This window comes from Ilumatobacteraceae bacterium (assembly GCA_033344875.1).
GTDB lineage: Bacteria > Actinomycetota > Acidimicrobiia > Acidimicrobiales > Ilumatobacteraceae > Ilumatobacter.
In genome coordinates this window covers 790248-812639 of sequence record JAWPMO010000001.1, presented here as the reverse complement: position 1 = coordinate 812639, position 22392 = coordinate 790248, and the positions used below count along the sequence as shown (strand labels likewise).

Below are 22392 nucleotides of genomic sequence, written 5' to 3'. Positions count from 1 at the left end.
CCACTGTGCGCAGCGTGATCGTGCTCCCGACCTACAACGAGCGGGAGAACATCGAGGTCTTCCTCCGGTCGGTCCGCGCCACGGGCGCGCCCGTCGACGTGCTCGTCGTCGACGACGCCAGCCCCGACGGCACCGCCGACGCAGCCCGCGCGGTCGCCCCGGAACTCGGCGGGATCTCGGTCCTCGACCGCACGGCGAAAGACGGCCTCGGCAGCGCATACCGCGCCGGTTTCGAACAGGTGTTGGGCGGCGACTACGACGTCGTCATCTCGATGGACGCCGACCTGTCGCACGACCCGGCCGTGATCCCCGAGATGCTGCGCCTCCTCGACGGCGGCGCCGATGCGGTGGTGGGCTCGCGCTACGTCCGCGGCGGCGGTACCACCGACTGGCCGACCCACCGGCGGCTGCTGTCGAAATGGGGCAACGCGTACACACGATCCGCGCTGCGCCTGTCGGTCAACGACTGCACCTCCGGCTACCGCGCCTACCGGATCGACGCGCTCCGCTCGATCGAACCAACGACCACCCAGGCCGAGGGCTACGCGTTCCTGACCGAGCTGGTTCGGCGGCTCGACCACACCGGACACTCGATCGCGGAAACGCCGATCATCTTCCGTGACCGCGAACGCGGCAAGTCGAAGATGTCCGGCCGAATCGTGGTGGAGTCGATGTGGCTCGTCACCACCTGGGGCGTGGCCGATCGTGTGCGGCGCCTGTTCGGCCGCCGCTGAATCAGCCGAAACGTCGCCGGTGACGGCGCACCCGCCGCCGAAGACCCGTGAGCGCCCACAGCGCCCGGACACCGGATCCGACACCCACCGCCGACCCGGCGACATCTCGCCACTCGTGCAACGGCACCTCGATGAACGGGTCGGCCGACTGGTTCGGATCGGCGAGCAACCGGGCGAGCAGCTCGACGTCGAACGACCATCGGTCGGGGAACGGGTCGGCCAGCGCGAACTGGAGCGGGAGGCCGACCCGGAACACCTTGGCCCCGCACTGGGTGTCGTACACCGGCACGCCCAGTGCCAGACTCGCCGCCGTGGCGTACAGGCGTCCGAGATAGTGGCGAGTGGGCCGGCGGTGGACCGTGTGGCCGAGCAGCGCGACCCGGCTGCCGAGCACCGCGGTCCGGTGCGGTTGTGTGCGTGCGACGTCGATCAACCGCAGCATCTCGTCGGTCGGGGTGGCCAGGTCGGCGTCGAGGTACCCGACGAGCGAGCTGCCGCGGTCGACCGCGGTGAGCAAGCCGATCCGGACGGCTTCGGCCTTGCCGACGTTCCGGGGGAGTGAGACGACCGTGATCCGCTCGGGGAGCTGCTCGGCCAGCTCCCCGAGCTGCTCCGCGGTGCGGTCGCCGGATCCGTCGTCGACGAAGATCAGGTGATCGATGTGGCGGGCGAACTCGACGAACGCCGCCCGGTCGAGGCGTTCTGCCTCGTCGAAGCACGGCACGACGACGGCGACGGTCACCGCACGACCCCGAACGCCCAGTGCGACAGTCCCGGGAGCCGCACACCCAGCCGTCGGGCCGCCCGGCCGGAGCGGGCGTCGGCGGCGAGAGCTCGGTTCACCGCGGCGGTGACGATCCGGCCGGCGCCCCAGTTCCCCACGCCGGCGGTCGCAGCCGGCCGTGGCGCCACACGCTCGATCGCGGCGGATGCGGCCCGGGGGAGGAGCAGGCTCGTGAACAGGGGACCGTCCTCGACCACGTCGAGCCACGGCGACACCTGATCGAGCAGCTGCCGGCGTGCGTACCGCCGGTAGTGGCCCAGCGCCTCGTCGTGGCTGCTGAACAGGCGCTGATGCGCCGGCACGGCGACGAGGACCCGGGTGCCGGAGGAGGTGAGCGGAGCGAGCACGGACCCGACGAACAGCCCGGGGTCCTGGATGTGTTCGAGTACGTCGAGGAGCAGCACCAGGTCGTAGCCGGCGCTCGGGCGGTCGCGGGTGCGGACGAGGCTCGGGTGCGACGGTTCGAGGTCGTTGTCGTCGTAGTTGACGTCCCAGCACACGATCTCCGCCGAGTCGGGTAGGTGGTCGAGCAGCCCCTCGCTGAACCACCCGTCACCGGCGCCGACGTCGAGCACCCGACGTGCGTCGAGCGCCCCGTGATCGGCCAGCACCCGCCGGTAGGCCTCGAACCGTTGGACTTCCCACGGATGCCGCACGGCGCTGTCGCCGCGTTCGGTGAGGTCCATCGGCGGAAGGCTACAGTTCGCACCCGCGCGGACGCCGGAGCCGGCCGACGGCGCCTCCCACGATGTCCGACCCGTTGCCCACCACCGACGACCCGCCTCGCCGGGTGCGATGGGCGCTCCGCGCTGCGGTGGTGCTCCCGATCGCCGTCGCGGCGATCCGGGCGCTGCTGACGGGCTGGTTCCCGGTCGGTGACAGCGCGCTGCTGGCGATTCGAGCGGCCGACGTCGGCACGTCACAGCATCCTTGGTTGGGCTCGTGGACGTCGGCCTCGCTGACGCTGGGTGTCGACGTCAACAACCCCGGACCGCTCTATCCCGACCTGTTGGCGCCGTTCATGTGGACGATCGGTCGGATCGCCGGCATCGGACCGGCGATCGCCGTCGGTGTCGCCTCGATCAACGCGGCCTTCGCGCTCGCGATCGGATGGGTCGGTCGCCGACTCGGTGGCTGGCGCGTCGAGCGTTGGACGCTCGTGATGGCGGCTGCGTTGACCTGGTCGATGGGCAGCGAGCTCCTGATCGACATCTGGCAGCCGCATGCGCTGCTGCTGCCGTTCGTGTGCCTGTTGCTCCTCACGGTCGGCCTGGTCGATCGGTGCTGGTCGCTGGCGCCGGCGTGGTTGGGCGTGGCCTCGCTGGTGGTGCAGACCCACATCGGGTACGTGTACGTGACCGTGGTGCTCGGGCTCCTCGTCGGCGCCGTCGGTGTGGTCGCGTGGCGATCGAGCGACACGCCACCCCTCGAGGTGTTCCGCCACCGCATCACGTTCACCGGCGGTGCCGTGCTGGCACTGGCCTGGGTGCAACCGCTGATCGAACAGGTCGCCGGAGCAGGACGCGGGAACCTCGCTCGGCTGGCCTCCAACGCCGGTGGCGGCGACGTCACCATCGGCGCCGCCACCGCGGTGAAGCTCGTCGCTCGCGTCGTGGCGCTACCGCCCTGGTGGTCGCGTCCCGGCTTCGAGGACTCGGTCCGTTCCACGCCGCTGACCGACACGATCGACGGCCCGAGACTGTTCGTCCCCGGGCTCCCGGCAGGACCGGTCGCGGTGTTCGCCGTCGGGGTCCTCCTCGCGGTGCTGGCGGCGCTGGTGCGCCTCACGCGAGAGCGTCGGCTGTCGACGGTGGCGGCGGCCGCCCTCGTCGCCCTCGTCGGCGTCGCTACGGCGGTCGTGACGCTCGGCGTGCAGACCGTCTCGGTCGTCGGACTGGGATCGCATCACGTCCGCTGGCTCTGGGCGCTGTCGCTGTTCGTGCAGTTCGTCGTGGTGTGGGCCGCGGTCGAGCTGTGGGGCACGGGCCTCGCGGCCCGCACGGTCGACACCGGTGTCGGCGTGGTCGTCGGCCTGTTCGTGGTCGCGAACCTCGGTGTCACCGCCCATGCGCTCGGACCGACCGCCGACCGGGCTGCCGCCGACACCCTGGAGCGCACGTTCGAGGACCTCGAGGCGTTCGACCCGGGCGGCGCCGTGCTGTACGACATGGCGGGCGTGCGGCCCTTCGAACCGTGGAGCTCGGCGGTCCAGATGCGCCTCCGCGAGCTCGGTATCGACTTCCGGGTCGCCGATGAGGGCATGGTGCGTCAGCTGGGCAACGGCCGTCGGGCCGACGGCACCGAGGTGACGACCATCCGCCAGATCGAACGCAGCGCGGCCCTCGTCGACGACGAGCTCGGTTGCGTCATCTCCCGTGCGTCACCGTTCGATGCTGCGACCGAGTACGCGATCGATGCCGTCATCGACGCCGCGGTGAGCGATCTGGCGGCCGGGCGTGTCGAACTCGACCTCGCCGGATGGGACCCTGATCTCGCCGCCCGGTTCGACCGGGCGACGAGTGGCGACACCGACGAGGCGTTCGTCCTCGTGGCCGACGGCGTGGTGACGGCAGCCGCGGCCGACGACCGGATCCTCGAGACCACGTCGGCGATCGACGCGCTCGTCGCCCAGGCCGACCGGGTCGGGCGGCGCGTCGACGGCACCCTCGTGCTGATCGCCGACCCTCCGATCGGCTGCTGACCAGACCGTCAACCGGTGGTGCCCGCCGGCGCGATGAACACGGCGAGCGGCGCACCGAGCAGCAGCATCTCGGAGAGGTCGTCGACGACGTCGCGGGGCAGGTCCGGATCGAGCGACGCCCCGAACAGGTTGCGGTCGACGACCTCGACGAGATCGGTTCGGCCGAGCTGTTCGAGCCGCACCCCGACCCGCTCCCGCAACTCGTCGAAACGGTCGTGTTCGTCGTCGGTGCGCAGGTCGACCGCGATCACTTCGACGTACCCCGCTCGCTCTCGCCATTCGTCGATGTACGGGCCGGAGACGAGATGCAGCTCGGCGTCGATCGTGCCGGGCGGGAGCACCCGGTGGGGCGTCACCGGCACCCGCCACGGATCGCGGACGCCGGCGTCGATGCCCCGGCGCTCCAGTTCGTTGACCAGGCCGTAGCCCTGCGAGCCGATGTACATCGCATCCTGCCAGGTCACGAGGTACGTCCCGTCCCGACCGACGGCGGCACCGAGGCCATCGTCGATCGCCTCGACGGTCGGCGCGACGATCGCACGGAGCCCCTCCGACTGGGTCCGCTCCGGCACTTCCTGCACGGCGACCGCGCCCAGGGAGAGCACGGTCGAGCCCACGAGGGTCGTGACAGCGGCAGCCCGAAGCCACTCGTCGGGCAGCTCGGCCCGACGACGCACGAACTCGACCGCGGTCCACAACACCGAGACGACGACCAGCAGCAGCGTCATCCACGCCCAGAGCGTCAGGTAGAACCACACCTTGCCGAGGATCCGGGTCATCGACACGAGCCCGGCACCGAGCGCGACGGCGAGGACGAGGTTGAGCGCGTTCAGCACGTCGACCCGCATCTTGAACGCCGTCAGCGCGGCGACGATCCAGACGAACAGCACGAGGAATCCGACGATGACCGAGCCGGTTCCGGCCGACTCGACGGGCACGCTCGACCGCACCACGAACCCGTCGGTGCTGGTCAACAACGACCAGCCGGCCCCGAACACGTCGAGGTGACGGAGGAACACCTCGACCGCCGTGGCGACCGACACCATCGGCTCGTCGGGTTCGCCGGTGAAGTGTCGCCAGAGCATCGTCATGTTGCCGGGATCGCGACGGAGCTGCTCGACGAGCGGCGGCAGCCACAGCAGCACGGTCACACCGAGCGCGAGCAGTGTCGAGTTCCGCACCGCCGCCAGCTCATCGCCGCTCGACATCAGCCACGTCCGCAGCAGGCTCGCCAGCACGAGCAGGCTCACCAACACGCACGACAGGAGGTACGGCACGTGTGTCTGCGTTGCGATCGAACCGCAGAACGCGACGACCACGGCGAGCCGGTGATCGCCGGCGAGGACCGCCCACGCGGCGACGAGCAGCAGGAGCCAGAGTGCGAGCGGGAAGTAGGGGTTCCACGGGTGCGTGAGCACGTTGAGCCCGAACCCCCGGATCGCCACCGCCGCGACCGCGGCCATGGCCAGAGCTCCGACGGCCCCGCCGGTGCGACGCCCGATCGCGACCACGCCGACGAACGCAGCGCTGTTGACGACGACGCTGCCGAACTGCAGACCCCAGGCGGATGCACCGGCCAATCGGTAGAACGGCGCGACGAGATAGAACGACCAGGGGCCGGGGTGGCTGCCCTGGTCGGGAAACTCGCCGATCCGGCCCGGGAGGCCGATGCGGGGGGTGAACCGTCCGCCGACGTCACGAACCCGGAATTCGGTCATCGCGAGATCGAGCACCGGGAACCACGGTCGCCACAGCAGCGCGACGAGCGCGACGACGAGGGGGAGCACCGCCACGGCGGCGCCGACGCGTACCGGCCGACGCCGGATCAGATCCATCATCGGGGCCGAGGGTAGTGAACCGTCACCCGTCGGTGGTGTTGTCCGGCCGGCCCGGCGGTGCGGCCGCCGGCTCGGTGTCGTCGGCCACCAGCGCGGCGACGATCACACAGGCGATGGCGAACATGCCGAGGCCGTGCACCGACTCGAACGTTCCGGGCCATGCCCCGTTGGGCGGGGGCGCCGAACGCCGCTCCCGGAGCACCACGATCGCGGCGACGACCAGGAGGCTCGCCAACGCCGTCAGCTCGACCAGGCGGTGCCGACGGACGATCACGACCGCTGCGCCGCCCACGAGCCCGCACAGGGCCCATTGCGGGCCGATGAGCAGCCCTCCGGCCAGCGTCCACGTCGCGGCGATCATCACGGCTCGGTGCCGTGCCACCGGAGCGGACGGACCCCACGACCAGCCCGGCGGCGTCGCCGTGTCGGGGATCCCGATGTCGTCGTCGCGTCGGAGCCGGGCACGAGCGATCAGCGCGATCGCGCCGGCCGTGCCGAGCAGCGAGACCACGAGTGCCCACACGAGCGTGCCCTGCGCCGTCCAACGCACCTCGACCGTCGTGATGCCGTCCCTCGGAGCGACCCACCAGCCGTTGAAGCCGCCGTCGACGGTGACCGGGGGACCGAGGTCGAGGCCCGCCGCCGTTGCCGTCCATGCCTCGTTCACGCCTTCGCCGATCACGAGCCAGCAGCCGTCCGGGCAGGGCCCGACCTCGACCGTCCGGTCGAACCGGCCGTCGGCGACGACCTCGACCGGCGGTGCCGGTGCGGCGTCACGAAGCGCCGAGGCGACACCGTCGTCGAGCACGACCCGGTCGAGGGTGACCGGCAGTGCGCCTGCGGTGCCTTCGATCAGGTGGTGCCCGGCGGCCAGGCTCACCGACGGGTCACAGGCTTCGACCTCGATCGGTGCTCCGTCGAGCCAACCGGCATCGACGACCCGGATCGAGGCCGTGAGATCGACACCGTCGATCCGCGCCACGGTGGCGCACGGCACATCGACCGACGACGCGGCGACCGGTTCGGTCGCTGGGCGACCGTCGTAGCGCAGGTCGAGGATCGCCGCCGGCAGGACGAGCGGGTCGCCGAATCGCCGGTCGATCGTCTGCTCTTCGTCGATCTCGGCCAGCACGAACTCGAGCGCCCCGGCGGGGAGTGGCGGATCGACCGGCACCGTCGACGATCCGGCGGCGTCGGGGTCGAGTTGCACGGTGCGCTCCTCGTCGCCCGCTCGGATGACGAGGGACGTGACCCGGCTGAAGCCGGACACGGGCTGGCGAACGGTGACCGACGAGACCGGCTCGGAGGTCGTGGTGGCCAGGACGGCGCCACGCGCCGCCCCGAACGCGGTGATCCACGCGGTCGTGTCGTCGTCGTCGAGCGCGGAGACGCCGGCGTTGCGGGGCGAACCGGTCAGGCGGGTCGACGCCACCGCCGGCCACCCGAACAGCGACGCGAGTTCGGCGTCGGTGGCACGGGCGTCGATCCGGGCGCTCAGTTCGACCGTCATGTCGCGAGGCGTCGGCAGCTCGATCTCGCGGACGAGCACGGGTTCGGGATCGTCGCGCCAGCGGTCCATCGGGTCGACCCTGAGCCGGGTCAGCACGTGCGCCAGGGGCGTCTCCGCGGCGACCGCGCCGAGTGCGTCGATCGGCGGCCGGACGACCTCGGTCGCCGGTCCGGCACCGGTGTCGATCTCGGTGAACCCGACCGGTGCGACGGCCGATGCCGTGAACGGCGTGCCGCCCGCCACCGCGACGATCGTCAGGTCGATCGCATCGACCGGCGCGTCGAGCTGCAACACGTTGCCGGCCCCGTTCCACGAGGCCTCGTCGAGCGTGAAGCTGCCGCCGCCTGAGCCACCGTCGGCGCCACCAGCGGTGCGATAGACGACCTGCGTGATGTGTCGGTCGTCCGGCTGCGGCGGTTGGTGGAGCACGAGCCGGTCGGTCGGTCGCTCGAAGTCCAGGCGGATCGTCGCACCGATCGGGTCGCCGTGTTCCCCGACCAGCCATGCCGTGTCGGGGTCGCCGTCGACCGCCATGAAGGGGCGGTGCTCGGGCAGGTACGCGAACGGTTCGCCGTAGGCGCTCGCGGTCGCCACGACCGGGCCGCGCTGTTCGGCGATGGTCTGGGTCGCCGGGTCGGTCGGGTGGAACACGTCGAGCCGGGCGTCGGCGGCGACCGAGGTGAGGACGTCCTGATCCGGCCCGCCCGTCTCGGTGAAGCCGGTGGTGTCCTGTGAACTGCGCCAGTGGCGTGCCCGGTCGCGGTTGGAGTCGGTGACGATGACACCGACGGCTCGCTCGACGGCTCCGTCACGACCCGCGTCGAGATCGGCGGAGTACCGGATCGCCACGTCGGTGCCGTCGAGCAGGCCGGCACCCGCCGCGTCGACGAGGCCGTCGCCCGACCCCGACACGACGAGCACGTCGGCGGCCGCTCGGACGACCCGACCCGGCTGCTCGACCGCGACGAGTTCGACGTCGGGCGACGGATCTCCGACCCGAGCATCGGCGAGCGCTCGCCCGTCGGCCATCGGCGTCTCCGGGCGGTGCAACGAGAGCTCGCCGTACCCGACCGGGTCGCCGATGCCGGGAGCCCCGGTCACCAGGTCGCGAACGACCCCGGGACGGGCGGTGCGGAAGCGCTCGGCGGCCAGGTCGTTCGTCAGCCAGATCGTGTCGGCCCCCAGCAACCGTGCGATCGGTGCCACCGCTGAGGGTTCGAGCACCCCGTCCTGCACCCGGTCGTCGAACGCATAGAGCAGATCCATCGCCGGGCCGGACCCCAGGGGCAGCAGATCGCGGGTGACGAGTGGCTTGTCGGTCAGTCCGGGCAGCGGCTGATCGACGGTGTACCCCCATCGGTAGGCACCGAACTCGACACCCGGGAGCTGGAGGACGCGACCGTCGTCGCCGGATGCATCGAGCGCGGCGGCGGCTTCGAGCCATGACGGGGGCGGGTCCTGGTCGCGTTCGAGCGCCGGATCGACGAACGCCCCGGTCCACAGTGACGGCAGGTTGAGGACCGCGACCAGCGCCACCGTGACACCGAGTGCAGACGACGCCCGGAGGTCGAACCGGGGGACCGGCGTCGATGTCCGACCGGCCTCGACCACCATCGCGAGCGCGAGCGCCACCCCGAGCATCATCACCGGGAGCGCACGGGTACTGCTCCGCAGGGCGAGCGCCAAACCGCCGTCGTCGTCACCGGCGAAGACCCGCATCAGGGGCGACCGGTCGCCGATCGGGTGCACCCCGACGGCGAGCACGAGACCGATCCCGATCAGGCCGGCGACGTAGCGACGGTGGGCCCAGCGACACCAGGTGAGCGCGGCGAGGGCCAACAGCGGCAGCGCATAGCTCAGGGCGATCGAAACGGTCGACGACAGGTAGCGCAACGACTCGGTGGTGGTGGCCGAGAACGGGTCGCGCACGTAGAACAGCCAGTAGCCGAGACCGCGCCACGTCTCCGCGGACGTGGCGGTCAGCGACACGTCCGCGAGCGACTCGGAGTAGGGCAGGACGTCGGTCCCGTACCGGCCCTGGATCAGCAGCATCGCGATCCACCAGAGCGACACGGCGAGCGAGAGTACGCCGACCCGCGTGGCGACCAGGGCGGCGTCCCGCCAGGCGATCGACCGCCTCCAGGCGGCGTGGACGAGCCACCATGCGGGCGCGGGGATGATCATGGCGAGCGCGGTGGCATTGACCGCGCCGACCGTCAACACGACCAGCGCGACCGCCGCGGGGTCGGCCCAGCCGCGCTGCCGCGTCGCTCGAATCGTGAACGCGACGATCCAACCGAGACCGGCCCATGGGAGCAGCATCACCGAGGTCCGCGACACGTACGGCAACACGTACACCGACAACTGGTAGGCGATCGCCGCCGCGAAGGCGGCCATCGGGCCGACGCCGAGCAGTCGGCCGCACCATCGCACACCCAGGCCGGCGGCGAGCATGATCGAACCGATCCAGAGCCGGTGGGCGATCCAGTCGGGTACACCGATCGTCTCGAAGAACCAGAACCACGGGCCGCTCGGCCAGAGGTAGGCGACGTGTTGGTGCGGCACCCAACCGGCGAACTGCCGACCGTCGAACGTCGACGCGGCGTCGGCCAGGAAGCGGCCGGGATCGAGATACAGGTAGAGCTTGCTGTCGCTCGGCATGCGGCCGGGCGCAGCGGTGAGCGAGGGGAGATACGCGAGCAGGGCGAGGACGGCGGCGGTGCGAGCCGGGGGGCGCGCGTACCAGGCGGCTCGCGCCTCGGTCACGGGATCGCGCCGAACGATCCGTAGAGCCCGGTGAGTGCGGCGAGGCCGGCGCCGCACGCGGCCATGGTCATGGGCCACAGGGTCTCGTCACGGTCGCGGCGATGCTCGTCGTACCACTTGGCGGCGCCGATCAGGAGCGGGAAGGCGGTGAACACGAAACGAGGTCGCGCCGTCACCGTGGCGGGAACGAGCATCAACACGATGATCGCCCAGGAATAGGCGTGGAGCACCCACGGCAGTTTCGCCTTCCATGCCAGGACGACCAGGACGATCGTGGCCAGGAAGCTGAGCGCGGTGATCGTGTCGGTCGGTGAGGTCATCGGCTGCCAGATCGCCTCGACGGTGTTCCTGATCGCGGTCCACCCGAAGCTGGCCCCCTCGTCCCACGCTTCGCGCTGGACCCGGAACCAGGCGCCGGGTTCGCCCGTGTGCTGTCCGAGCCAGACCTGGAACGTGATGAATCCGACCGGTGCGAGCAGGACGGCGGTCAGCGAGCTCCAGTCGCGGCGCTCGTGGATGGCGAACCCGGCAGCGACGAGGCACGCGACCACCAGGGCGAGCCCGTTCGGTCGCGTGGCGGTGGCGAGCGCAGCGAGCACGCCCGCAGCCGTCCACTCCTGGTACAGCAGCATCAGCAGGCAGCCGGCGGCGAGGGCGAGCATCAGCGCCTCGCTGTAGGCGAACGAGAGCACGAAACTGCCCGGGAAGAGCGCGGCGAGCGTCGCCGTGGTGCGGCCGACTCGCTCGCCGTACAGGTGTTCGGCGATCAGGGCGAACAGGACGACGGCGATCAGGCCGAGCAGCATGTTCAGGACGAGCACGGCCAACGAGTCGCCACCGGGGAGCACGCGGTCGAACGCCCGACCGACGAGGGGGAACAGCGGGAAGAACGCGGCGCGGGCCTCGTCGACGAAGTACGTGACGTCGGGCGGGATCGTACGTGGATAGCCGTTGCGCACGATGTCCATGTACCAGAGCCCGTCCCACGACGTCAGCACGTCGAGGATCGGTCGGATCGCGCTCCCGGCGTTGGTCGTCCCATGTGGGTCCGCGATGGGGAGGTTTCGCTCGTCGGCCAGGTTGGCGTCGACGCGCAGTTCGGCCGCGACGACCGAAGCGCCGGCGAGCACACAGCACCGCGACAGGATGTAGATCGGGAGCGTGTGACGCAGCAGGCGCCACCACGTGGTGCCCGTCATCCGACGCAGGGGGGAGGCGACCTCGAGGTCGTCGGTCACGCTCATGCTCCGGCCCGCGGCAGCACTCGGGTCGCGTGCTTGATCACGCCGAGCACACCCTGTCGAGCGGACCGACGGTGATGGCTGGCCCCGGCGTCGTGTGTGGCCGACCGGTTGGCCACGAACCAGTCGTAGCTCTGAGCGAACATGTCATCGGTCGACCATCGTGGCTCCCAGTCGAGCCCGGCGCGCGCATGCTCCAGGTCGAACCACATCGACTTGGCGTACATGAGCCAGTGGTACGGCGCGAACGGGGTCACCCCGAGTCGCGCGGTGAGGTGCATCGCGAGCCCGGCGGGACCGGCGGGCACACGTCGAACCCGAGCCCCGGTGTCGGCGTGACGGCAGAGCGCGTCGAGGGTCTCGAACATCGTGCCGAACCGGTCGGTGCCGATGTTGAACACGCCGGGCCCGGCGACGAGACCCGCAGCGATGCAGGCGTCGGCGAGGTCGTCGGCGTGGACGAACTGGTACCGATTCGAGCCGTCTCCAAGCACGATCGGGTCGGCGCCGTCGGCGATCCAGTCGAACAGGATGCCGAAGATGCCGAGCCGGCCGTGGCCGAGGATCGTCCGCGGCCGGACGATCGAGACGTCGAGCCCGTCGCGCGCCGCATCGAGGCAGGCCCATTCGGCAGCGAGCTTGGCGTGCCCGTAGGCCTCCTCGGGCTTGGGCACGGTCGTGGGGAGGACCGGGTTCACGTCGGGCACCCCGAACACCGCGCTCGACGACGTGTGGACCACCTTGCCGACGCCGGCGTCGCGCGCCGACTCGAGGAGGATCCGGGTGCCGTCGACGTTGACGGACCGCAGGAGGTGCTGATCCCTCGCCAGCGGCACCTGCGCCACGTTGTGGAACACGGTGTCGACGCCGACCACCGCCCGTTCGACCACCGCACGATCCCGGATGTCGCCGAGCACGAGGTCGACGTCGTCACGGCGGTCGGTGTCGTCGGAGATGTCGAGCACGCGCACGTCGTGGCCGGCGTCGAGGAGGCGAGCGACCAGGAGCGAGCCGAAGTAGCCACTGCCTCCGGTCACCAGGCTTCGTGTCACAGTTCGATTCCTTGCTCTCGACACCAGCGGATGCTGCGGCGCATACCTTCGTACAGTTCGACCGCCGGCTCGTAGCCGAGCTCGTCGCGAGCGACGTCGATGCTGCAGGCGATGTTCTTGTTCATCTCACCCAGGACGTGGATCTGCTGGTGATAGCGGCCGGCCCGCTGGATGATGCCGTCGGCGCGCTCGGCGAGCCGGGCGACGAGATCGGGGAGTCGTGCCCGATTCGGGCGGACCTCGTACCCCTCGTCGCGGAGTGCCCGACCGACGGTCTCGACGATCTCGGACACCGTGTAGGGCCGTTCGTCGGCGATCCACCAGCCACGGCCGGCCGGCGTCGCCACGAGCTCGGCGAGCAGCACACCGTCGACCAGGTTCTCGACGTACACCATCGATCGTGACTGGGCGCCACCGCCGAACACCGGGAACAGCCCCGTGCGGACCATCGTGAAGAACGTCGTCTGACGGGGCGGCTGGTGCGGTCCGTAGAACCAGGGCGGGCGGACGATCACTGCGTCGAGACCACCGTCGACCGCCTCGTGGACCGCCAACTCGGCTTCCATCTTCGAGCGGCCGTACCCATAGTACGGGTGGTAGGGCTCGTCGTTGCGGAATCGATCACCAGGGTGGGCGTTGGTCCCGAACGGGCTGTTCGACGACACGTGCACGAACCGCCGTATGCCGTTGCCGTCGGCGCGAGCCAGCATGTTCCGTGTGCCGTCGACGTTGACGGTCGTGAACTCGGCGACGGTGGCCGGATGGATGATGCCGGCGGTGTGGATCACATCGACATCACCGGTCAGACCGTCGAACAGCCGGTCGAGGTCGGTCGCACGTCGGAGGTCGCCGACGACCGGGCGGACCTGCGAGCCCAACGCCGCCATGGCGTCGGCCTCGACGCGTGTCCGCACGAACGGGCGGATCTCGGTGTCGCGACGGGCCCGGCCGGCGGGGTCGGTGAGCGCCGCCATCAACGCCGTGCCCAGCCAGCCACCGGCGCCGGTGACGATCGTGACGTCGGGACGCTCGATCGAATCGATCTCGGTCACGAGGCCACCTCGAGGAACCGTCGTGCGTTGCGGATCGCGACCGCCATCACCGACGCCTGCGGGTTGACGCCCGGGGCATCGGGGAGCAGCGAGGCGTCGTTGACGTACACGTTGTCGGCACCGTGGAGACGCCCGAAGCTGTCGGCCGCCGCCACGTCGCGGTCCTCGCCCATCGGCACCGTCGAGCACAGGTGCACGGTCATCACGCTCGCGGCCGTCGCCGCGAACCGTTCGGTGACCTCGGCCAGGTCGGCCCGGGTGCGGACGATCGGGGCGGAGGCGAACGACGGGAACACCTCGCGGGCACCGGCTTCGAGCATGACCAGGGCCAGCCGGGCGAGACCCTGACCGAGCAGCGCCCGGTCGCGGCGGTTCAACCGGTAGGTGACGAGGGGATCGCGCATGCCGGGAAGTGCGGTCACGCGGCCCCGGCCCTCGCTGGTGATCGCCGCGTAGTACACCGCGATCTCGGGCCACGCGGTGACCGAGCGGCGCATCTCGGCCCAGTTGTCGGTGAGCGCGAGGGCGACGAGACCCGGGTGGCTGGCCGACCCGCCGAACGACAGGTCGGGGGAGAACTCCTTCACCTGGTGGACCGGGACGTCGGCACTCACGTTGACCGGTTCGTCGAACCGGGCGGCGAGCTTGACGGTCGGGTGCACGGCGAGCGAGCGCCCGACCAGGCCGCGTCGACCCGACCGCTGCAGCAGCGCCGGCGTCTGGATCGCTCCGGCGCACACGAAGACATCGCCGAAGTCGATCGTGACCGGACCCCCGTCGGGGCCGGTGAGCTCGGCACGGAATGCACGTGGGCCGTCCCACACGAGCCGGTCGACCCGATGGTCGCACAGCAGCCGGGCGTGTCGTGCGGTGGCCCGCGGCAGGTAGGTGCGGGTCATGCTCTGGCGTCGACCGCTGTCGGCGTCGCCGCCGTCCGGATACGTCATCCAGCGCGGGATCTCGTCGTGCTGCCAGCCGAGCGCGGCGGCACCCGACCGCAGCCGCTCGCTGGCCGGCGTGTGGCGGCCGGGCACGGTCGAGACGCTCAGCGTCTGCTCGACCTCCTCGCACGTCTCGAAGAACGCCTCCGGACCGAAGTCGGCGATCCGGTGGGTGCGCTGCCATCGGACGAGCGTCTCCTCCGACGGGCGGCGATACAGGCCGCTGTTGACCTCGGTGCCGCCGCCTGCACAACGTCCTTCGGTGTAGGCGATCGATGGCCGACCGAGCGCGACGGTGACGCCGCCGGACCGGTACTGGCGATCCATCTGCTCGAGCGAGAACGGCACCACCGAGCCCTGCTCGACCCACGGGCCCTCCTCGACGATGAGGACGTCGCGTCCGGCCTCGGCGAGCAGCGCCGCGGTCGTCGCCCCGCCGGCGCCGGAGCCGATCACGAGCACGTCGGCGTCGTGGTGGCGTGCGGGGCTGATCACGACGGGGCCCCGGACTCGGTCGTCGTCGGCCAGGTCTCCCACACGTACGTGAAGCCGAGCGACCGGACGAGGCGTGCCAGCTCGCCGACGAAGGGGAGCGACGTCCCGCGCAGGAAGCCCACGGTCCGCGGATGGCCCAGGACCCGCTGCATGCCACCGACGCCGACCGACAGCGTGATCACACCGAGCTGGAGCGGCGTCGGGACCTGAGCCGCCCGTCGGCACACGAACGACACGGTCTCGGCGCGTCGGTCGGCCGGCAGATCGGGCAACTCGGTCGACAGCAGGTCGTCGGCGAACCGGCCGAACGGGCCGGACGGTCGGAGCGGACTCGGGATCGTGATCGGGGACGGTGGCTGCTGGGTCGACACGATGGCGCGATCGTATCGACGCCGACCAGGTCACCAGCGGGCCATCGGCAGGATTCGCTGACGGGGCCCGTGCTTCGGGGCAGGGCCCGCCGCCGACGTCAACGCCCACAGCACCCGGCCGCGCTGCCCCCGGTAGGGCTCGAGCAGCTCGAGCATCCGGTCGTCATCGGCGCGCGGTTCGCCGGCGAGCGCCCAGGCGACGGTGTTCGGGTGGTGATAGTCGCCGACCGGCACGGCGTCGGGGTCGCCGAGCACCGGACCGAGCGCCGACCCGATCGTCCAGGGTCCGACGCCCGGCAACAACCGCAACTTCGACGCGGCGATGTCGGGTCCTGCCTCCGTCCAGCGCCAGAGCTTGTCGGCGTGGCGAGCCACCTCGGTCAAGGGGCGTGCCCGCTTGGTCTCGATCCCGAGCGGATGGAACCACCACGCCGGTCGCCGAACCAGCGTCTCGGGTGCCGGCGGCAGACGCATCGTCCCGACGACGTCGTTCGGGCCGGGCGCAGGTTCACCGAGCTCGCGACAGAGCCGGGCCCACTGGCGAATCGCTTCGCCCCCGGTGATCCGCTGCCCGATGATCGTCGGCAGCAGGTGGTGGTACAGCAGGTGCGACGCCCCGATCCGGCCGGCTCGGGTCAACCGCAGTGAACGTTCGACGACCGGATGGGCGTGCTCGAACACGCCGACGCGGTCGTGTGCGCCGGTGAGGTCGTCGACCCGGGCGAGCAGCCACTCGGCACCCGGACCCCAGGCCTCGGCGTCGAGGCCGCTGTCGTCGGCGCCCGCCGGGTCGTGCGACCAACGGATCAGCAGGGTGCCGGGTCCGTCGGGCGTGATCGTCGCACGCAGGAACGAACGGTCGGTGAGACGGGTCGTGGGATCGGCGACGCCGATCCGTTGGACGCCGAGGGTGCGGCGCAGCGAACGCGGCGCCTCGATCTCGGTCCACACGGGCGCCGTCGGCGACATCGCCGCCGACGGTATCAGCCGATCGTGACCGGCGTTTCGAGGGGGTGGTGGCACGCCACGTAGTGCCCGTCGCCGATCGGGCGGATCACGGGTTCGGTGCTCACGCAGACCTCGTCGGCGTTGGGGCAGCGCGGGTGGAAGCGACAGCCGGTCGGTGGGTTCACCGGCGACGGCGGTTCGCCGGTGATCGTGGTGCCGGTGACCGCCACCTCCGGGTCGGGGACCGGGATCGACTCGAGCAGCACGTTGGTGTACGGGTGCGCCGGTCGGGAGTAGAGGTCGTCGCTGCTCGCGATCTCGCACAGCTTGCCGAGGTACATCACCGCGACCCGGTCGCTGATGTTCTTGACCACGGCGAGGTCGTGGGCGATGAACATCAGGGTCAGGCCGTATTCGGCCTTGAGGTCTTCGAGCAGGTTGAGGACCTGCGCCTGCACGCTGACGTCGAGCGCCGAGACGGGCTCGTCACAGATGATCAGGGTCGGGTCGAGCACGAGCGAGCGGGCGATCGAGATGCGCTGGCACTGACCACCCGAGAACTGGTGGGGTCGGCTCTCGGCGGCGCGGTCGGGGTCGATGCCCACGTTCTCGAGCACCGCGTCGACCAACCGGCTGCGTTCGGACTCGGTGCCGCGATCCCAGATGTCGAGCGGGTCCTTGACGCTGTCGCGCACGCGACGCCGTGGGTTCAGCGACGAGATCGGATCCTGGAAGATCATCTGGATCTTCGTGCGGGCCTCGCGGAGTTGCTCGAATGGCAGGGTGGTCAGATCGCTGCCCTCGAACACGACCGACCCGGCCGTCGGCTTCTCGATCTGCATGATGGCCCGACCGGTGGTCGATTTGCCGCAGCCGGATTCGCCGACGATGCCGAGCGTCTCGCCGCGCAGCACGTCGAAGCTGATGCCGGCGACCGCGCTGACGACGCCGCGCCGTCCGATCGGGAACTCGACCACCAGGTCCTCGACGCGCAGGACGGCATCGCCGTCGCGCAGGTGGGCCTTGCCGGTACCCGCCATCAGCCGGCCCGCCCGGCGACGCTGACCTGGGCCATGATCTCGACGTCACGGGCTTCGAACTCGGGTGAACCCACCGGGTACCAGCACGCGAACACGTGCTGGTCGGACTCGGCGGTCGGTTCGAGCACGGGGCGCTCGTCGAGGCAACGTTCGCGCGCGTACGCACAGCGAGGGGCGAAGCCGCACCCCTTGGGCGGGTTGACGAGGTCGGGTGGCCGACCGGGAATCGTGAGCAGCCGGGTGTGGCTCGGATCTTCGAGCTTCGGGATGCTGCGCATCAGCGACTTCGTGTACGGCATCTTCATGTTCGCGAAGAGCTGCTTGGTCGGTGCCTTCTCGACGAGGCGTCCCCCGTACATGACCGCGATCTCGTCGGTGTGGCCGGCGACGACGCCGAGGTCGTGCGTGACGAGGATGACCGACATGTTGCGATCACGGCGCTGCTCACCGATCAGCTCGAGGATCTGCGCCTGCACGGTGACGTCGAGCGCCGTGGTCGGCTCGTCGGCGAAGAGCAGCGTCGGTCCACAGGCGAGCGCGATCGCGATCATGACGCGCTGGCGCATACCGCCCGACAGCTCGTGCGGCAACTGGTCGAGCCGCTTCTCGGGTTCGGGGATCCGGACGTCGCGCAACAGCGCGAGTGCGGTCTCACGGGCGTTCTGCTTGTCCATGTCGAGATGGATCATCAGCGGTTCGGCGATCTGACGACCGATCTTCATCAGCGGGTTGAGCGAGACCATCGGGTTCTGGAAGACCATCGACATCTCACGGCCCCAGAGGTGCCGCATCTGCTTGGCGTCGAGCCCGAGCGTCTCCTGGCCGGCGAACTTGACCGAGCCGTGGAGCACGGCGTTGGAGGGGAGCAGCCCCATGATCGTGCGACTGAGCACGGTCTTGCCGGACCCGGACTCGCCGACGATCCCGAGGGACTTGCCACGTTCGAGGGAGAACGTCACCCCGTCGACGGCACGAACGAGCCCACGGTCGGTGCGGAAGTGGGTGCGCAGATCGTCGACCTCGAGCAGGTTGCCCTCGGTCACCCGACCCGCGGTCTGGATGTGGTCGCTCACAGGCTCGACTCCCTGACATCGAAGTAGGCCCGAACCTTGTCGCCGGCGTAGTTGAGGGCCAGCACGGTGAGGAACAGGATGAAGATCGGCGCCATCGAGATCCACGGCGCCTGCTCGAGGTCGCGCGAACCGGCCCCGATGAGGATCAGCTTGCCCCAGGTCTCCTCCTTCTGGACCGAGAGGCCCAGGAAGGCGAGACCACCTTCGGCGACGATCGCGACCGCCATGCCGAGCAGTGCGAGCGCACCCATCGGGATCACGACGTTGGGGAGCAGCTCACGGACGATGATGCGCGGATGCTTGGCTCCCAACGTGCGAGCCGCGACGACGAACTCACGATCGGCGTACTGGATCGTGGTCGCCCGGGCGAGACGCCCCACCGGGGCGATCGCCAGGAAACCGAGCGTGAGCGAGATCGTGACGAGGCCGCGATCGAGGAGCGAGGTGATCAGGATCGCCAGCACGAGGGCCGGGAACGAGAGGAGCACGACGAACAGGAACGACACGACACGGTCCCACCAGCCACGGAAGTAGCCGGCGACGACGCCGAGCGTGCCGCCGATCAGCATGCCGAACGCGATCGCGACGAACCCGACCGTCAGCGACACCCGGGCGCCGAAGATCGTGCGGGAGAACACGTCGCGCGCGTCCTGGTCGGAACCGAACCAGAACTCGCCGGAGGGGGAGTACGGCGGTCGGCCGAGATCGCGGTTGATCAGGTTGGCCTTCGGATCTTTGAGCGGGAGCCACGGAGCGAGGATCGCCGCACCGATGATCAGCACGAGCCAGGCGACACAGAGCCAGAAGGCCCAACCGAGGCGGCGCGAGACGGTGTCGCCCTCGGGCGCGGCGTCCTCGGCGATCGCCCCTGCGCCGGTGAATGCCGCGGGCGCCTGTTCGAATCCGAGACCGTCGCTCATCGCCGGACCCTCGGGTCGATGATCGAATAGACCACGTCGACGACCACGTTGACGAGCACGAACGCCGTCGCGATGATCATCACGATCGCGAGCACGACCGGGAAGTCCTCGGTGGCGACCGCCTCGACGATCGCTGAGCCGAGGCCCGGGACCCGGAAGATCGTCTCGGCGATGAGCGACCCGCCGATCAGGGCCCCGGTGTTGATGCCGAACACGGTCACGAACGAGAACAGCGACGGCCGAAGTGCATGCCGGAAGAGCACGGAGTTCTTGGACACACCCTTGCTCCGTGCCATCAGGATGAAGTCCTCCTGGAGCGTCGTGATGAGGTCGGTGCGCAGCAGCCGTTGGTAGACGGCCGCTGCCGGGAGGGCGATCGTGAGCGCCGGCAGGAACATCTGCCAGACGCGCGACAGGAACGGGTCGGTCGCGTTGAACGTTTGCGGGAACCAACTCAGCTTGATCGCGAAGACGTACTTCAGGATCACCCCGAGCGCGAAGTTGGGGAGCGCGATGATCAGGAACGTCGAGAACGTCGAGATCTTGTCGGCAGGTCGGTTGGCCTTCGACGCCGACCACAGCGACCACGGGATCGCGATCATCGTGGCCAGCAACTGCGCCATCACCAGCAGCATCACCGAACGGGGCAACCGCTCCTTGATCAGATCGGTGACGGGCGGTTCACCGGTCTTGCTGAACTGTGGTCCCATGTCGCCCGTGACGAAGTCGCCGAGCCACCTCACGTACCGCTCGGGGAGCGGCTTGTCGAGGTGGAACTCGGCCTCGGCGGCTTCGATCTGCTTCAGGCTCTCGGGGTTGTCACGGTCGTCCGCAGCCGGACCGAGGATGTTGAACAGCGGGTCGCCGAGCGTGTTCATCGCTCCGAAGGTGAGCGCGCTCACGGCGAACAGCAGCAGGACGGCCATGCCGAGGCGCTGCATCCAATAGTTCATCGAGTCTCGGTCCGGCGATGTGACGGGCGGTCTACGGGCATCCGGATCAGTCGATCCAGACCGAACTGAACCAGGTGCGCCCGTTGCTGGAGCACTCGAGCACGGTGCCGTCGGGTGCGGTGCGGTCGCAGATGCCGTGCACGTTCTCGGTGAAGGCGTTGTTCCACAGGGTGTGGTTGAAGAAGATGTAGAGGTAGTCCTCGTTCATCTTCCGGACCAGCTCCTGCATCAGCGGGACGCGCTCGGCGTCGTCGGCGGTCGCCATCGCCTCGAAGATGATGGCGTCACGCTCGTCGTCGCAGTAGCGAGGCCAGTTGAGCGAGATGCCACCGATCGTGCGGCACAGCAGCCAGACGTTGTCGTTGGTCGGGTTGGCCGCACCGAACTGACGCCAGGTGTTGACGTTGTACTGACCGAACGCGGTCTGCTGGATGTGCTCGTCTTCGAGCAGTTCGTTGAACGTGACGTTGAACGCGACGCTCCAGCCCTCGTCGAGCAGTTCGGCGATGCGGGTCTGGACCACCGACGGGCCGGAGAACTGGAACTCCATGTTGATCTTGCCGTCGGTGCACGTCGGCGTGCCGAGCAGATCGTTCGACTCGGAGCCGCGCTCGGCGCAGTACTCGGCTGCCAGCGCGGCAGCGGCGTCGGGGTCGTCGTGCTCCTGGGTGACGTCGGGGTTGTAGAACGGGCTCTCGGGGATGAACATCTGCTCCGCTGGGCGGTTGACGCCCAGCGCGATCAGCTCGTTGTACAGGTCGACCGGTGTCGCGAGCGTCAGGGCCTTGCGGGCCCGGATGTCGTCGAAGGGTGGCTGCGCCGAGTTGATCATCGCGAACGACTCCTCGGAGGCGTCGTTGAGCACGTTCTGGATCGCCTCGTCGTCGGTGAGGTCGAGGATCGAGGCCTGGTTCGTGGTGTGCAGCGCATCGAGGTCGCCACCGAAGAGGAGGTCGTTGCGGGCGTCGGGATCGGGGACCGGGAAGAACTCGACGGCGTCGAGGTAGACGTCACCGTTCCACCAGTCGTCGTTCCGGACGAACCGGGTGACCGAGTCTTCGCTTCGACTCTCGAACTTGAACGGGCCGGTGCCGATCGGCTCCTGGTTCAGCGAGCCGTCGTCGGCAGCCGCTGCCAGCCAGGTCGGCGATGCGATCATGCCGAGCTGTCCGGCGACCGAGGTCGGCCACTTCGCGTCGGGGTCGAGCAGGTTGAAGGTCAGCGTGAGGTCGTCGACGATCGTGACCGCGTCGGTCTCGGGGTAGAACGGCTTGACCGCCAAGCCCACGAGCGGATGCGCCCGCTGCGACTCGAAGTTGGTCAGCACCGCTTCGGCGTTGAGCGGCGTCCCGTCGTGGAACGTGATGCCCTCGCGCAGCTTGACCGTCCACTGGGTCAGGTCGTCGCTCGGGGTGAACGACTCCGCCAGGAACGGGACCCACTGGCCGTCGGGCGTGAGGGCCGAGAGCGTGTCGAACACGGCGTTGCCCATCATCAGACCGTTGACCGACATCGACGACGCGGCGGGGTTGATGCCGTTGGTGTCGGCCGTGAGGCCGTACCGCAGCGTGCCGCCGACCACGGGATCGACGTTCGCCTCGGGCGGCAGGGTCTCCACGACCGGCGAACCGTCGGAGGTGTCGTCGTCGTCACCGCCGCTCGCCGGCTCATCGCCACCGTCACCACCGGAGTCGCCGTCACCACCGTCGCCGTCGGAGTCGCCGTCACCGTCGTCACCACCGTCACCACCGTCGCCGTCGTCTGCGCCGTCGGAGTCGCCGCCGTCGTCCTGCGTGGTGCCGTCGTCCGGCTCCGCGGTGTCGTCGTCGCCGCCACCACACGCGGCGACGAGAAGACCGCCGATCGTGAGAACTGCGAGGCGGCGATGCCACCGTCGGGTCGGTCGTGTCACTGCTGTCATCAAAAGTTCCCCCTGGAGGTTCGGGGCGCTCCTCGCCCTGAGATGTGACGGA

The 22392-nt window shown here is 70.1% G+C and carries 17 protein-coding genes; 2 read left to right on the top strand and 15 right to left on the bottom strand.

Going from position 1 to position 22392, the window contains the following annotated elements; genetic code table 11:
- Nucleotides 1-5 precede the first annotated feature (5 nt).
- Nucleotides 6-734: a polyprenol monophosphomannose synthase gene (locus tag R8G01_03855; protein ID MDW3213106.1), complete on the top strand. Its 729-nt coding sequence runs from the start codon at nucleotides 6-8 to the stop codon at nucleotides 732-734.
- Between the two features lies 1 nt (nucleotide 735).
- On the opposite strand, the gene R8G01_03850 is transcribed toward R8G01_03855, so the two are convergent.
- A complete protein-coding gene (locus tag R8G01_03850) occupies nucleotides 736-1476 on the bottom strand; it encodes a glycosyltransferase (protein ID MDW3213105.1) in 741 nt (246 codons plus the stop codon).
- Nucleotides 1473-2204, bottom strand: coding sequence for a methyltransferase domain-containing protein (locus R8G01_03845; protein MDW3213104.1), 732 nt, complete (start codon nucleotides 2202-2204; stop codon nucleotides 1473-1475). The genes R8G01_03850 and R8G01_03845 overlap by 4 nt, the downstream gene beginning before the upstream one ends.
- 62 nt (nucleotides 2205-2266) lie before the next feature.
- Here R8G01_03845 and R8G01_03840 point away from each other — a divergent pair, with 62 nt between their 5' ends.
- Nucleotides 2267-4219, top strand: coding sequence for a hypothetical protein (locus tag R8G01_03840; GenBank protein MDW3213103.1), 1953 nt, complete (start codon nucleotides 2267-2269; stop codon nucleotides 4217-4219).
- An 8-nt stretch (nucleotides 4220-4227) separates the two neighbouring features.
- On the opposite strand, the gene R8G01_03835 is transcribed toward R8G01_03840, so the two are convergent.
- Genes R8G01_03835 through R8G01_03775 form a run of 13 tightly spaced genes read right to left on the bottom strand, consistent with a single transcriptional unit; the run spans nucleotide 4228 to nucleotide 22340 of the window.
- Nucleotides 4228-6057, bottom strand: coding sequence for a hypothetical protein (locus R8G01_03835; GenBank protein MDW3213102.1), 1830 nt, complete (start codon nucleotides 6055-6057; stop codon nucleotides 4228-4230).
- A gap of 22 nt (nucleotides 6058-6079) precedes the next feature.
- Nucleotides 6080-10333 carry an alpha-(1->3)-arabinofuranosyltransferase family protein gene (locus R8G01_03830; protein ID MDW3213101.1) on the bottom strand — a complete coding sequence of 1418 codons (4254 nt, stop codon included), beginning with the start codon at nucleotides 10331-10333 and terminating at the stop codon, nucleotides 6080-6082.
- A complete protein-coding gene (locus R8G01_03825; GenBank protein ID MDW3213100.1) occupies nucleotides 10330-11577 on the bottom strand; it encodes a glycosyltransferase family 39 protein in 1248 nt (415 codons plus the stop codon). The genes R8G01_03830 and R8G01_03825 overlap by 4 nt, the downstream gene beginning before the upstream one ends.
- Nucleotides 11574-12611 (bottom strand): NAD-dependent epimerase/dehydratase family protein, encoded by a 1038-nt coding sequence (locus tag R8G01_03820; protein MDW3213099.1) that lies wholly within the window; start codon nucleotides 12609-12611, stop codon nucleotides 11574-11576. The genes R8G01_03825 and R8G01_03820 overlap by 4 nt, the downstream gene beginning before the upstream one ends.
- A gap of 11 nt (nucleotides 12612-12622) precedes the next feature.
- Complete coding sequence (locus R8G01_03815) at nucleotides 12623-13678, bottom strand: NAD(P)-dependent oxidoreductase (protein ID MDW3213098.1); 1056 nt, start codon at nucleotides 13676-13678, stop codon at nucleotides 12623-12625.
- Nucleotides 13675-15114 (bottom strand): GMC family oxidoreductase, encoded by a 1440-nt coding sequence (locus tag R8G01_03810; GenBank protein MDW3213097.1) that lies wholly within the window; start codon nucleotides 15112-15114, stop codon nucleotides 13675-13677. The genes R8G01_03815 and R8G01_03810 overlap by 4 nt, the downstream gene beginning before the upstream one ends.
- A complete protein-coding gene (locus R8G01_03805; protein ID MDW3213096.1) occupies nucleotides 15111-15485 on the bottom strand; it encodes a hypothetical protein in 375 nt (124 codons plus the stop codon). Before R8G01_03805 ends, R8G01_03810 begins: the two co-directional genes overlap by 4 nt.
- 30 nt (nucleotides 15486-15515) lie before the next feature.
- Complete coding sequence (locus tag R8G01_03800) at nucleotides 15516-16454, bottom strand: hypothetical protein (GenBank protein MDW3213095.1); 939 nt, start codon at nucleotides 16452-16454, stop codon at nucleotides 15516-15518.
- 14 nt (nucleotides 16455-16468) lie between these two features.
- Complete coding sequence (locus R8G01_03795) at nucleotides 16469-17473, bottom strand: ABC transporter ATP-binding protein (GenBank protein ID MDW3213094.1); 1005 nt, start codon at nucleotides 17471-17473, stop codon at nucleotides 16469-16471.
- Nucleotides 17473-18546 (bottom strand): ABC transporter ATP-binding protein, encoded by a 1074-nt coding sequence (locus R8G01_03790; protein ID MDW3213093.1) that lies wholly within the window; start codon nucleotides 18544-18546, stop codon nucleotides 17473-17475. The genes R8G01_03795 and R8G01_03790 overlap by 1 nt, the downstream gene beginning before the upstream one ends.
- The gene (locus R8G01_03785; protein ID MDW3213092.1) at nucleotides 18543-19466 is read right to left on the bottom strand and encodes an ABC transporter permease; all 924 of its coding nucleotides are present in this window, start codon (nucleotides 19464-19466) and stop codon (nucleotides 18543-18545) included. The genes R8G01_03790 and R8G01_03785 overlap by 4 nt, the downstream gene beginning before the upstream one ends.
- The gene (locus R8G01_03780; GenBank protein ID MDW3213091.1) at nucleotides 19463-20419 is read right to left on the bottom strand and encodes an ABC transporter permease; all 957 of its coding nucleotides are present in this window, start codon (nucleotides 20417-20419) and stop codon (nucleotides 19463-19465) included. Before R8G01_03780 ends, R8G01_03785 begins: the two co-directional genes overlap by 4 nt.
- Nucleotides 20420-20465: 46 nt before the next feature.
- Nucleotides 20466-22340 carry an ABC transporter substrate-binding protein gene (locus tag R8G01_03775; protein ID MDW3213090.1) on the bottom strand — a complete coding sequence of 625 codons (1875 nt, stop codon included), beginning with the start codon at nucleotides 22338-22340 and terminating at the stop codon, nucleotides 20466-20468.
- Between the last annotated feature and the right edge of the window lie 52 nt (nucleotides 22341-22392).